Source organism: Pseudoalteromonas sp. BSi20311, assembly GCF_000239875.1.
Taxonomy (GTDB): domain Bacteria; phylum Pseudomonadota; class Gammaproteobacteria; order Enterobacterales; family Alteromonadaceae; genus Pseudoalteromonas.
Genome location: NZ_BADU01000060.1, coordinates 38,060 through 50,715, shown reverse-complemented (window position 1 = coordinate 50,715; position 12,656 = coordinate 38,060). Strand labels below are relative to the sequence as shown.

The 12,656-nt window shown below is 39.4% G+C and carries 16 protein-coding genes; 13 read left to right on the top strand and 3 right to left on the bottom strand.

The genetic code is table 11. The annotated features are described in order from the left end of the window. Positions 1-284 precede the first annotated feature (284 nt). From P20311_RS06185 to P20311_RS06160, 6 genes are all read left to right on the top strand, one after another. Entirely contained in the window at positions 285-911 is a 627-nt protein-coding gene (locus tag P20311_RS06185) for a fused MFS/spermidine synthase (RefSeq protein WP_008110797.1), read from the top strand. Positions 912-930: 19 nt separating this feature from the next. Then, positions 931-1,794: a spermidine synthase gene (locus P20311_RS06180; RefSeq protein WP_370587305.1), complete on the top strand. Its 864-nt coding sequence runs from the start codon at positions 931-933 to the stop codon at positions 1,792-1,794. Positions 1,795-1,866: 72 nt separating this feature from the next. Next, positions 1,867-2,580, top strand: coding sequence for a GMP synthase (locus P20311_RS06175; RefSeq protein WP_008110793.1), 714 nt, complete (start codon positions 1,867-1,869; stop codon positions 2,578-2,580). A 91-nt stretch (positions 2,581-2,671) separates the two neighbouring features. After that, positions 2,672-3,148, top strand: coding sequence for a MarR family winged helix-turn-helix transcriptional regulator (locus P20311_RS06170; RefSeq protein WP_008110790.1), 477 nt, complete (start codon positions 2,672-2,674; stop codon positions 3,146-3,148). A 2-nt stretch (positions 3,149-3,150) separates the two neighbouring features. Beyond that, positions 3,151-4,215, top strand: coding sequence for an HlyD family secretion protein (locus P20311_RS06165; protein WP_008110789.1), 1,065 nt, complete (start codon positions 3,151-3,153; stop codon positions 4,213-4,215). 11 nt (positions 4,216-4,226) lie between these two features. Then, complete coding sequence (locus P20311_RS06160; RefSeq protein ID WP_008110787.1) at positions 4,227-5,276, top strand: DUF2955 domain-containing protein; 1,050 nt, start codon at positions 4,227-4,229, stop codon at positions 5,274-5,276. Between the two features lie 53 nt (positions 5,277-5,329). On the opposite strand, the gene arfB is transcribed toward P20311_RS06160, so the two are convergent. Continuing rightward, a complete protein-coding gene (gene arfB, locus P20311_RS06155) occupies positions 5,330-5,743 on the bottom strand; it encodes an alternative ribosome rescue aminoacyl-tRNA hydrolase ArfB (RefSeq protein WP_008110786.1) in 414 nt (137 codons plus the stop codon). Positions 5,744-5,915: 172 nt separating this feature from the next. Between arfB and P20311_RS06150 the strand changes: the two genes are divergently transcribed. From P20311_RS06150 to P20311_RS06135, 4 genes are all read left to right on the top strand, one after another. Next, positions 5,916-6,485: a hypothetical protein gene (locus P20311_RS06150; protein WP_008110785.1), complete on the top strand. Its 570-nt coding sequence runs from the start codon at positions 5,916-5,918 to the stop codon at positions 6,483-6,485. Positions 6,486-7,192: 707 nt separating this feature from the next. Further along, positions 7,193-7,537: a hypothetical protein gene (locus P20311_RS06145; RefSeq protein WP_008110784.1), complete on the top strand. Its 345-nt coding sequence runs from the start codon at positions 7,193-7,195 to the stop codon at positions 7,535-7,537. Beyond that, the gene (locus tag P20311_RS06140) at positions 7,534-9,123 is read left to right on the top strand and encodes a PepSY domain-containing protein (RefSeq protein ID WP_008110783.1); all 1,590 of its coding nucleotides are present in this window, start codon (positions 7,534-7,536) and stop codon (positions 9,121-9,123) included. The genes P20311_RS06145 and P20311_RS06140 overlap by 4 nt, the downstream gene beginning before the upstream one ends. Beyond that, positions 9,120-9,461: a DUF3325 family protein gene (locus tag P20311_RS06135; RefSeq protein ID WP_008110782.1), complete on the top strand. Its 342-nt coding sequence runs from the start codon at positions 9,120-9,122 to the stop codon at positions 9,459-9,461. Before P20311_RS06140 ends, P20311_RS06135 begins: the two co-directional genes overlap by 4 nt. Positions 9,462-9,667: 206 nt before the next feature. Here the strand turns inward: P20311_RS06135 and P20311_RS06130 are convergent, their stop codons facing one another. Continuing rightward, positions 9,668-10,201: a lipocalin family protein gene (locus tag P20311_RS06130; RefSeq protein ID WP_008110781.1), complete on the bottom strand. Its 534-nt coding sequence runs from the start codon at positions 10,199-10,201 to the stop codon at positions 9,668-9,670. A gap of 68 nt (positions 10,202-10,269) precedes the next feature. On the opposite strand from P20311_RS06130, the gene P20311_RS06125 reads away from it, so the two are divergent. Both P20311_RS06125 and P20311_RS06120 read left to right on the top strand, forming a co-directional pair. Further along, positions 10,270-10,725 (top strand): YaiI/YqxD family protein, encoded by a 456-nt coding sequence (locus tag P20311_RS06125; protein WP_008110780.1) that lies wholly within the window; start codon positions 10,270-10,272, stop codon positions 10,723-10,725. Position 10,726: 1 nt separating this feature from the next. Beyond that, positions 10,727-11,257, top strand: a complete 531-nt coding sequence (locus tag P20311_RS06120) for a hypothetical protein (RefSeq protein WP_008110778.1) — start codon at positions 10,727-10,729, stop codon at positions 11,255-11,257. Between the two features lie 18 nt (positions 11,258-11,275). On the opposite strand, the gene P20311_RS06115 is transcribed toward P20311_RS06120, so the two are convergent. Beyond that, positions 11,276-11,917, bottom strand: a complete 642-nt coding sequence (locus P20311_RS06115; protein WP_008110776.1) for a LysE family translocator — start codon at positions 11,915-11,917, stop codon at positions 11,276-11,278. A gap of 104 nt (positions 11,918-12,021) precedes the next feature. Here P20311_RS06115 and P20311_RS06110 point away from each other — a divergent pair, with 104 nt between their 5' ends. Beyond that, the gene (locus tag P20311_RS06110) at positions 12,022-12,474 is read left to right on the top strand and encodes an Lrp/AsnC family transcriptional regulator (RefSeq protein WP_008110775.1); all 453 of its coding nucleotides are present in this window, start codon (positions 12,022-12,024) and stop codon (positions 12,472-12,474) included. Positions 12,475-12,656: the final 182 nt, after the last annotated feature.

Genomic DNA, 12,656 nt, shown 5'->3' with positions numbered 1-12,656 from the left:
GATTCTTGTCCTTTCAATCCAATTGGATTAGCTGTATTTGTAGTGTGATATTTATAACATGTTTTAAAATGCAGCGTACCTAAAATATCATAATGCAGACAGCTATTTATACGATTAAAGAAACTGTAAAGGGGGTTAACAGCAGCGGCATTAATTATTTTTATAGTTTAAAACAACCGATTATTTCACGCCTTTTAATTATTAACACCTAAATTAGACATACGCTAGCCTGTTCGCTTACATCACGTTAAGATGGATGAAAATAACACAATAAGAACAATGTAATGTTAACAAAAACAAATGCATTAATTTACTTTTTAGCGTTTAGTAGTGGCTTTAGTATTATGGGAATAGAGCTGTTAGGTGGGCGAATTTTAGCACCTTACTTTGGCAGTAGCGTGCATATTTGGGGCAGTATTATTACTGTGTTTATGCTTAGCTTATCATTTGGATATTTACTGGGAGGTAAGCTGTCTATTCGTCATCCTTCGCTAACTAAATATGGGTTAATTTTTTTAGTCGCCAGTATTATGGTGGTGCCAATTGCATTGTTTGCTGAGCCAATTATGGCATTTATTTTTTCGCATATTGAAGACAGCCGCTACGGCTCGTTACTCGCCTCAACCGCGTTATTTTTTATACCTACCATTATTTTAGGCATGATCTCGCCTTACTCGGTACGTTTGCTGGTTACCAATAGTGAGCGCAGCGGCCAAGTGGCTGGCGGGCTTTATTTTGTCAGTACCTTAGGCAGTGCACTGGGCACCATTATTACCTCTTTTTATATGGTACTGGCGTTTGATGTTAACGCCATTATTTTAGGTTTTGCTGGGGTGTTGGGCACACTTGGCTTGATTGCTATTACTTTTGATAAACTTAGAGTACGAGAGGCCGTTTATGCTCAAGCTTAAATTATTGTTTATTTGTATTATGGCGCTGCTATTTTCAGCTTACAGTATGAGTAATGTTGTCCATAAAGAGCGTTCTTTATATCGAAGTTTATTAGTTGAAGAAACCGGTGACTTACGCTGTTTAAAGTTTGATGAAAAAACCCGACAAAGCAGTCAAAGCTGTATGTATATCAGCGACCCTAAAAAACTGGTATTTAATTATACTAAGTTGGCTTTTTCTAGTTTGTTACTGATTGATAACCCTAAAAATGTGCTCATTATTGGTTTAGGGGGCGGTACGCTTTCTAATATGATTCATGAGCTATATCCAAAGGCACACATTGAAAATGTTGAAATAGATCCCGCAGTAATTAAAGTGGCGCGCGATTATTTTAACTTTATAGAAACCGATAAGGTAACTGCTAAAGTGCAAGATGGGCGTATTTTTATTAAACGTGCGGCGCTTAAAAAGCAGCAATTTGATTGGATTATTTTAGATGCATTTAATGGCGATTACATTCCTGAGCACTTACTCACTAAAGAGTTTTTTGAAGAAATAAAAAGCGTATTAGCCGAAGACGGAATTGTTGCTGCTAACACGTTTTCATCAAGCAAACTCTATGAACATGAGTCGGCAACCTATCATGCGGTATTTGGCGATTTTATTAATGTAACAGCCAATAATAATAGTAATCGTATTATTTTAGCTGGTTATAGCAATATCCCTACAGAGCAACAAATAGCGCAGCGGGTGACGCAGCTAGCTCCGTTACTTGCCCCTTATGACGTAGATATAAAGGCAATTAGCCAGCGTATGTTTTTCACTAAAGATGGTAAAGATTGGCCAAGTGATACTAAGGTGCTAACCGATCAATATTCTCCAGCTAATTTACTTAACTTTTAGGGGTTGTTACATGGTCACTTATATCCGGTGACCGTTACTTTATTAAACAGATAATATTTTAAGGAAACGGCAATGCACATTCACTTTATTATTCATGAACATTTTGAAGCACCAGGCGCTTATGAAGCTTGGGCTAAAATGAATGGCCACACGTTGTCTTATACCCGTATTTATTTAGCTGATCCCTTACCTCAGCACACCGATGATATCGATTTTTTAATCGTAATGGGTGGGCCACAATCCCCCGCTACATCGCTTGCAGAATGCCCTTATTTTGATAGTAAAAAAGAACAAGCCTTTATTGCCAGCGCGATCACTGCAAACAAAGTGGTATTGGGCGTTTGTTTGGGGTCACAATTAATTGGTGAAGCGTTAGGCGCGGCCTATCAACCCAGTCCAGAAAAAGAAATTGGTAAGTTTGCGATTACCCTCACCGATACAGGCTTGAATCATCCTTTATTTAGCCATTTTGGTAGTGAGCTTAATGTAGGGCATTGGCATAACGACATGCCAGGGCTAACTGCTACAGCCAGTATTATTGCCTATAGTGAAGGTTGTCCAAGGCAAATAGTCGCTTATAGCGATTTAGTATTTGGTTTTCAATGCCACATGGAATTGACTACCGAGGTGGTTACCCTCCTCATTGCCAACGATGATTTAAGCAATGCTCATAATTACTGCTTTATTGAACAGCCCGAAAAGCTCTTAAGCCATGACTATAGTGAAATGAACGCTAAACTTTATACTTTTTTAGACAAGCTTGCTGCGCATTATTTGTCTAAATAAAACTTATTGACGTGAAGCTAAAATACCAATTATTTACTTAGCCTGCTAACTAATGCTAAAATTTGCTGGATATTCACAAGCAAGAGTTCCTATGAGCAGCACTATTCCTTTTCATGAAACACTCGATTTAACCTTATGCGGCAATATGGGCCGAGTGCATCGCTTATGTCGAGAAGCGGTGACATTGGCGGTTGAGCCGCTAGGTTTAACTCAGTCGCGCTGGACGGCAATGATCCACTTACATCATTTACCTTTAGGGGCAACACAACAAGCGTTGGCGACTAGCTTAGGTATTGAAATGCCCTCATTAACGCGCACCATTAAGCAATTAGAGCAGCAAAATCTGGTTATTCGACAAGTTGATGAGCACGATAAACGCAGTAAAAAATTGTACTTTACCGATGAGGGTATAAAGTTATTAGAACACTTAAAAGAGCTCACAAGCGATATTAAACAGCGTTTATATGCAGGCTTAAGCACGGAGCAGCTTGACGGTATGGCGCATAGTTTAGTGCAAATGGAAGAAAATGCGCGGCGTTGTATTGCAAGCTTATCTGGAGATAAATAAGTATGACACCCGATCAAAAATTTGCCCGCTACGTTAAAGTATCGCTCGTTGGTTTTATTGTTGTATTTTTCTATTATATTGTTGCCGATGTATGGCTGCCGGTTACGCCACAAGCACGGGTTTACCATCCGGTTGTGCAAATATCGCCGCAAATAAACGGCCGTGTTACTGATGTATTGGTCAGCAACAATCAAACGGTTAAAGCGGGTGATGTATTATTTGAAATAGACAAAAACACTTACCAACTAGCACTTGAGCAAGCGCAGCTCGCGCTTGATGATGCCAAACTGCAAAATAAACGCCTTGATACCAATGTAAAAGCGCTGGAAGCACAAATAAGTGCAGCTAACGCTAAATTGCATGAGCAGCAGCTATTAAAAAAGCGTGGCGAAACACTCTACAAACAAAACTCTATTTCGGAGCAAGAGCTTGAAAGCATTCGGGCTAATTTTGCCGCAAGCCAATCTAATTTAGCTGCCTTTGAAGCACAGTTGGCAGAAGCTGTTTTAGCGCGTGGCGATTCAGGACAAGATAACTTAGCACTGCGTCATGCGGCCAATCAGTTAGCCCAAGCTGAGCTTAATTTATCTTATACCCAAGTGCGCGCTTTAAGTGATGGCGTTGTGGCTAATTTACAGTTACTTGAAGGTTCCTATGCGGTTGCGGGTAAGCCATTACTCGCGGTTGTGGCAAAGAAAGCGGATTTGGTGGCCGATTTTCGTGAAAAGTCACTATTAAATATGCAGCCAGGCAGTTTAGCAAAAGTGGTATTTGATAGCCGACCTGGTGAAGTATTCGACGCTAAAATTGAAACCTTTGAAGCAGGTGTTAGTGACGGGCAACTTAGTGCGAATGGATTACTTAGCACCACCGAAACCAGCAACCGCTGGGTTCGCGATGCCCAGCGTCAACGTATTCATTTAGTGCTGCCAAATAACACTCAGCTTATAAATAATATGCCCAGTGGTGCGCGTGCTACTGTGCAGTTACTTCCGCAATCGGCTGTAGGTCAATGGTTGGGAACAGTACAGATCCGTTTTATTAGTTGGTTACATTACATTTATTAGTGGGGCGAGTAATGACACAACATGTTAGCCAAGCGCCACAACTCGATTCAAATGGCTTACGCCAAGCGCTACGTATTGCCGGTGGCTGTACTATTGGTTTTACTTTGTGCAAGTTAATGAATTGGCCCAATGGAATATTTTTTACAGTTTACCCTATGTTATTACTCGGTTTAGTGCCAAGTATTAACAAAGATGTGATTCGCCAATTTGTTGCCAGTGCTGCCTACAGTGCGTTTATAGTACTTATTTTACAGGGCTTATTTTCACACTTGCCGGTGTTAATGACGCTCATTATTTTTGCTAGCTTTTGTATATTGTTTTACTTAATGAGCTCTGGTGGTGCGTTTTTATTTGGTGCGTTAGGTGCGGTGAGTTTATCGATTCAGTTACATTTTGCCAGCCATATTGATCAAGGTAGTAGCATTTACCCGCTTATTTTAAGTAATGGTGTGGCTATTTTTATTACTATTATTATTGCGCTCTTGATGCATGGCTTGTTTCCTGATGTGACAGCGCGACCCATGCGCGCTGTACCGCACAAGGATAAAGAAAGTATTCGTCACGAGGTTTTGTTATGTGCCACGGTTGCGACTTTGTCGTTTGTGGTTTTTCAGGTGCTTGATTTGCAAGATTCAATTTCGGCGCAAGCGGCATCTATTTTAATTTTATTTTCGTTGTGCTTTAAAGCGGTGGGCACCGCAAGTTGGCAACGTATTATTGGTACATTGATAGGCTGTAATGCTGCATTGATTTCGCAATTAGTGCTGTATAACCATACCGACTTTTTGCTGTTTCCAGTGGCTATATTATGGATATTATCGTTTATATTCAGTCGATTTCATATTTTAGGCGGCGGTCCACCGGGTGTCGGATTTGGGGTATTAACCACCTTTGGGATTTTATTTGGTCAATCGTTAGGCCCAGGGCAAGATTTAGTATACAGCGCTTTATATCGGTTTAGCTCGGTGGCTGTTGCGGTAACGGTAAGTTTAAGCGCGGTGTATGTAGTGCATCGAATTCTTAACCGATTTAGTGTCACTCGCCATCATACCTATGACTAAATTAAAGGCTGCATTCGCAGCCCTTTTTATATGCTTAACCAGAGTTACTTAAGTTATAGCTTAATATTACCGCGGAGAGCTTTGGTTTGGCCGTGTTTGGTTTTTTTATCCATACGCTTACGCTGTGAGTTACGGCTAGGTTTGGTGGCTCGACGTGCCTTATTAACCTTAGTGGCGCTTAAAATTAGATCTTTTAGCCGTTTTAGCGCATCTTCCCTATTGAGCTCTTGAGTGCGATGGCTCTGGGCTTTAATGACCAGCACTCCTTCTTTAGTTATTCTTGAGTCGTTTAAAGCAAGCAGCCGCTCTTTATAAAACTCGGGCAATTTAGAGCGGTTAATATCAAAGCGTAAGTGTATAGCACTGGCTACCTTATTAACATTTTGTCCGCCAGCGCCTTGCGAACGAATAGCGCTTAGCTCTACTTCCCATTCATCAATGGTTACGCTGTTCGAAATAGTTAACATAGTGCCCCGCTCTTTTTGCAAAAAATGTATTATAACATCAGTACATTGACTTGTGGTGAATCAACTTAAACACACAACTGAGTTAATAATAATTTATAAATTTACGCTTTGTATTGGCAATAGCCGTTAATTAGTTTTTAATTAACGTTACTTTACTATTTGGAAATGCTTAATGAAAAAATTACTGTTATCAATTGGCTTATTAGCTATGAGTTTCTCAAGCCTTGCACAAGACATTAACGAAGGTCAATTACAAAGCTACATGAAAGCATTACCTGCTGTTACAAGTTGGGCCAGCAATCAAGCGTCGTTAAAAGGCTTAGATTTAGCAAGTATGCTGGGTGCATCGGCAGATCAAACGGTTACTGAACAAAGCTCGTTAGCCAACAGCGCACTTAGCATGATCAAACAGCAAGACTTATATAAAAGCTTTGCCAATGTAACCGGTCAATATGGTTTTACGCCGGAACAATTAATTGCTGTAGGGTCTGAAGTTTCAATGGCATACATTGAAAACTTGAAATCAGGTTTATCAGATGAACATAAAGAAACCGCCAATAAATTAATGGGTGGCTTACAAAGTATGCAAAGTAGCAAAGACAAAGGTGTTAGTTCATTAATGGGAGCGTTTGGCAATGCATCAACTGCTGCACAATCGGCAGAGCCTGTAGTCAGTGAAAATAACCTAGCACTTGTGAGCGAATACATGCCACAACTTAAAAAGCTGTTTTCAATGTTGTAAAAGTTATTGTTTAGAGAGGTGGCATTGGCGACCTTTTTTATACTTACTTTCCTAGTCTCATGTATTTTAAGTTTAAACAATGGCCTCAGTTTTAATGCTGTAAACCCCCTTTACGGCATAGTTACTACATAACTCTTTAGCTCAAAAATAAACCATAATTTTACTAACGTTTAAGCTACGTTTTGTTTGCCGCTGGGGTTAAGTTGGCTGTTTTTCGCTTGTTATCATTTAATACGGATCAGCCATTTATCAACTCAACTAGTAAATGACGAGGTATTTACTTTTAGTTAGCTTACTTTTGTTTGTTTATTAGCCTTTTTTAAATTCATATTCTGCTGAGTTAGTAAAAAATCGGTTTATTTTAGTAATTTTTAAACATAGTTAGTAAAATCGTGATCCTTACATTATTTATAAATAAACTTATTATAAATCAGCTTGTTAAGTTTTTGGTTTATAAAGTTAAAAACGATAGCGAGTCTAAAAGAACCACATGCTAATAGTTAATAATAAGCTTAAAGTGTAGCTATATAGCCGTTTTGCAGCGGTTATTATTGTTTTTTTAGCTGCCTTACATCAGATCAGTATTTAACTAACTAAATTAAATATCCATTTTATCTAAATACAAATAAGAATTACTATCTTTTGTATTTGTTGGCGATATAATACGGCCATCTTTTTTAGCTATGTTTAAAAGGAATTTGCAGTTTATGCAGGCCTACAACCGTCTTTTAGACTCTCCACCACCTGTTTTATCTAAGTTAAGCTTTTTTATACAGCGCTTTAACTATGAATTAGCGGTTTTATCGCGTTTTTTTATCGCCATTGTGGGCGGGTATTTTTTTACTGCCGTCAGTGTGTCGCTGTTAAGTGTTGTGGTGCCGGTCTCTAAAGTTGACGCGGTTCTTTTAAGTGTCTCTGCGAGTATTTTAATTTATGCACTGGTGTTTATTTATAGTTTTTATCTTCAGTCGTTAAAAACAGTTTGGATCAGTATTTTACTAAGTATTGCAGTGCAATTTTTTACATTGTCGTTAATGAAGGGATGGTTATGAAAGGGAGTTTTTTTCGCTCAATGACCTGGTTACATACGTGGGTAGGTTTACTCGTGTGTTGGTTACTGTATTTAATATTTTTTGCAGGCACTATTAGCTTTTTTAGAGATGAAGTGAGCTTATGGAATCAGCCAAGTATTCATAATATTGAGCAGCAGACAGACCGTATTGGCGCGCAAAAGCAACAAATAATAACTGGCGTTGAGTATTTAAATGCTCAAGCCCCTAATGCGCCTAATTGGCGGATAACCCTTCCTGAAGAGCGTATACCTTATTTAACGTATGGTTTTGCAAAGCCAAAAGAGCCTGGACAGCGCAGGGCATCGTTTAATAATAGTCGTTTAGACCCAAATACCATGCAACCTTTACCGCCTTTTGTAGATACTCGAGGGGGTAATTTCTTTTATCGTTTGCATTTTGACTTACATTATATTGATGTAAAAACAGCACGTTGGATAGTCTGTTTTGCTAGCTTGTTTATGCTTATTGCGCTGATATCAGGGATAGTGATTCACAAACGTATTTTTAAAGATATGTTTGTTTTTAGAGCTAATAAAGGCAGCCGTAGCTGGTTAGATGTGCATAATTTAAGTTCGGTATTTGCCTTACCGTTTCATTTAATGATTACCTACACCGGGATTATTACTCTGATATTTATGCTGTTTCCCCACCCTGTTAATACTGTTTATGAAGAAGGTATGACTGGCTTTTTTAAAGACTTTTCTCCTAGTAACCCCATTAATAATAAAGCAAAGGGCGAAGCTGAACTTGTGCCTATGAAGACTATTTTGGATCAGGTTTATACTAAGTGGCCAAACGCCGATATAAACCGTGTAATGATCAGTAACCCTAACAAAGCGGCTGCCACGATTATGGTATTGGTAAGCCCTGGTAAGGCGCTGCGTGATCAAACTCCGCGCCTTATATTCAATGGCGTAACGGGTGAACTCATCGCACAAACTGATGATGAACTCACCGGCAGTAAAGCGCTGTATGAGTCTTTAAATTCAATGCACACTGGGCGTTTTGCAGAGCCATTACTGCGCGGTTTATATTTTTTAGGCGGCATTGCTGGCTGCATTATGATAGCGACAGGCTGCATAATGTGGGCTAAGCGCTTACGCGAAAGAATGAAAAAAAATACTCAGCCATCTTGGGGGCTAAAGCTAGTTGAAGGGTTAAATCTAGGAACATTGATGGGACTGCCCTTGGCTACATCGGCTTTCTTTTTGGCTAATCGTTTACTCAGTAAACAGGTTGCTGAGCGCGCGGATAAAGAAATACTCGCTTTCTTTTTAACTTGGCTATGTGTGTTCATCATTGCCTTTGTAAAGCGTGACAAGCTGCAATGGTGTGTTATGGCGGCTATAAACAGTATTGCCTGTTTTAGTGTGCCAGTGGTTAATGCGCTCACCACTGAAGGTAATATAATTCAGTATTTACGTAACGATCAGTGGGCTTTATTCATGTTTGATAGTTTGTTTTTACTGTTCGGTTTACTGTTTTTGTTACAAACCGAAAAATTACGTACTGGGCTGCAAACTAAAAAGCGTCTACACATAAGTACTCAGGAGCAAAAAATATGATTACCTTGCTGCCATTTAGTTTATGTTTAATTGCTTTTAACTGCTTTGCGCTAGCTAAATATAATCATTTTAAGGATGTTTTTAATAAGCGCCCTACTCAACAGCAGCGTTTAATTTTATTGAGTGTTGCTTGGATCAGTATTTTACTAAGCTTGCTACTTTGTGTGAACCAGTTACAGGGTTATGGCGGTTTACAGTTTTGTGGCTATATGACGTTAAGTGCCTTAATTGTAATGATTTTTTATAGTTTTTTGGTGAGGTTAACTAAGCTTTTTAATTTACTTATATTAGTGATTTTGGCCATGAGTACGTTATTTTTTGGTTTAAATGGGCTTTAGTTAGTAAAAACCTGATCTCAAACAATAGCTAAAATTGAGCTAAAAAAATGGCAAGCCATAAGGCTTGCCAATAATAAAGGGGGATTGTCATTATGTCTTCACCTGCCTGTCTCTTTGCAAGTGAGGCTAATATAGTCCTACTTTATTTAGTTTACCTTACAATAAGGTGAACGTTTTATTACAACCTAGGGGCGTGTAAACCCCCTTTACAGCGGTTTTTGATTTACCCAAATAATCTCATCAGTTGCAAAACCAAGCGCTTTTACTTGGCTTAAAAAGTGCTGCTTAAGCTCTTTGCTTACTGTTGGTGTGCGTGATAAAAACCACAAGTAATCTTTGCTATAGCTTGTTATAAAGGCATACTGATAATCAGGCTGGTCAAGTTCAAAAATAATATAGGCGCCATAAAATGGGCCAAAAAAAGATACTTTAAAATGCCCTGTATCGGTATTTTCAACAAATTTAGCTATGCCTTCAGCTTGGTCCCACAGCTGCTCTTCACTAATAAACCCTTTGTTTAATACCTTTACCGTTCCATCATTGTTAATTGAGTAGGTGGCTGTTACTTGTTCCATTCCTTGTTCAAATGAATGGTCTAATCGAGCTATTTCATACCACTTGCCTTGATATTTTTCTAAATCAAAGTTTTTAACTGGGGTTATTCCTTCAGGAGCGCTGGTACAGGCACTGAGTAAAAACACGATGGTAATAAATAATGCAGCTTTAAAAGCGAGTTTCATGTTGTTTCCTTTTCTTTAGAAATTGCTATAGGATCGCTTTAATACTAAAGCAATTTAAAGAACTTAGCATGAAAATTTGGGTTGATGCTGACGCTTGTCCGGTGGTAATAAAAGAAATTTTATTTAGAGCTGCAGAGCGTACGCAAACAGAAACAATACTGGTTGCAAATCATGCCATGCGCATTCCACCATCAAAATTTATTAGCCGACTGCAAGTGTCATCGGGCTTTGATGTGGCTGATGATGAAATAGTAAAACGCATTGAAAAAGGCGATTTGGTGATCACTGGGGATATTCCGCTGGCAAGTGAAGTGATTGATAACGGCGGCCAAGCGCTTAATCCGCGAGGTGAGCTTTACACCACTGAAAACATTCGCTCCTTACTAAATGTACGCGACTTTATGGATACTATGCGCTCAAGCGGCGTAGAAATGAGTGGCGGGCCGCCTCCGTTAAGCCAAAGTGACAGACAAAACTTTGCTAATAACCTTGACCGTATTTTAGCGCAAAATAAGAGTAGTTAAGGTGAGCAGCCAGTTCATAGGGTTAGGTGATGACTCATTTAGAGTTGCTGTGTATGTCGCAAAAGCGCCCCCTATGCCCTACTTTGAAATACTAGAGCAGTTAGAGCCTGTGGTTAGTGGGCAAATAAACAGTATAAATCAGCACTGTGGCAATGGCTGGCGAAAAGTCTTTAATGTGTACGCCAAAGTGTTATTTGCGCTGCCAAGCGAGTATTACTCATTTGCCAAACAAGCAGTGAGCTGGCAAGCATATCGAGATGAGCTGTTGTTACAGCAGCATAGCGGGACTGCATTACTCTTTAGTGCGCCGGTGCTCACTGAGCATAAAAACCAGTTGCACATTATTGCGGGAAGAACTCACGCTAAAAACTTGATACAACAAGGTAAGTTAAACGCCCAACTTGATTGGCTTGATGATGAGTTTGCTATAGATAAAAGCCAGAATATTATTGTGTGCCCCTATTTTGATTATAGGCAGTTAAGTAATATTAAAATTGCCCGTTTGAGTGAGTTAGTGGCTCAGATAAGATAAGCCACGCTCTCTTTTGCTTTACACAATGTGAGTTAGTTTTTGTGCGCTATCAACTAGCATTAGCGAGCCTATAATAAACAGCACACATGCCGAGGCTCGTCCAAATTTGAGCGACAATGCGGGGTTGTTACTGAGGATTTTTTTGGCGCTTATTCCTATTAACCAATACACTAACGCACAGCCTACTAAATGAATTACACTCAGTACCAGCAATTGTTCAGTGATAGAAAACGATAAAGTTGGCAATACAAACTGCGGTAATAAGGCTAAAAATAACAGCATCACTTTAGGGTTTAAGCCACTAATAATAAAGCCCTTTCTCATCCACTTTAGATGCGTATCTGAGGTGTGTTGTTGGCCACTGACATAAGCTGTAGGCATAGGAGGAAATCGGTACAGTGATACGGCAATCCAAATGATGTATAAAGCGCCAAACAAGGTTAACAGCTTTATAAAGATGGCATGCGACGCTAATAGCGCACCTAACCCTACCACCACTATTAAACTGGCCACTAAATGCCCAAGTATTAACCCCGATACTGCAGGAACAATTTTGTCGCCCGCTATTCCTGCGCTAATTGTATAAGCCCAATCAGCTCCAGGGGTGAGTACAAACAAAATTGACACCAGCCAAAAAGAAAAAATAATATTAATATCCATGCGCTATAACCCAAAATAAGTGAGTAGCTATTTTATTTCTTTCTGATGAGTAAAAGTTACTGTATTTTACCGATATAAGCATTCATTTTAGGAAATAATTAGCTATGGATACCATAGATAGGAAAATTCTTGCGCAGCTACAAGTTGATGGCAGGCTCACCCTCTCTGAATTGGCTGATCGTGTTGGGCTAAGCGTGTCGCCCTGTCACCGCCGTGTTAAAGAGCTTGAGAAAAGCAAAGCAATTGTCGGTTACCGCACCGAGATTTCACCGGAGAAAGTGGGTTTAAACTTTTCTGCACTCGTATTTATTACTATCAAAGAGGGTGATAAAGCGTCGTTAAGCAAATTAGAGCAAGCGGTGGATGCTATTCCTCAGATCACCAATGCGCAACGTTTATTTGGTACCCCAGATTACTTATTACACGTCGTTACTAAAGATTTAGCTGCGTTTCAGCAACTTTATGATGACAAGCTATCAGCCTTACCAGGTGTACAACGTTTAACCTCAACCATTGTGATGAAAGATATTGTAAGAGCGCGTAATTTGCATTTTTAAATGATTACCGAATTAAAAATCGCGACGATGACGCTGCAAAGCCTGTGGCGAGTGGCTTTGCAGTTATTTATAAAAATAAAGTGTAAATAAAGCTTGTTATAAAGTGTATTACTGTTATTCTGCTCGCCATCGGGTTGATAGAAAGCCCAGTTTATTTGTAAGTACCACGTTGTTATTAGTAA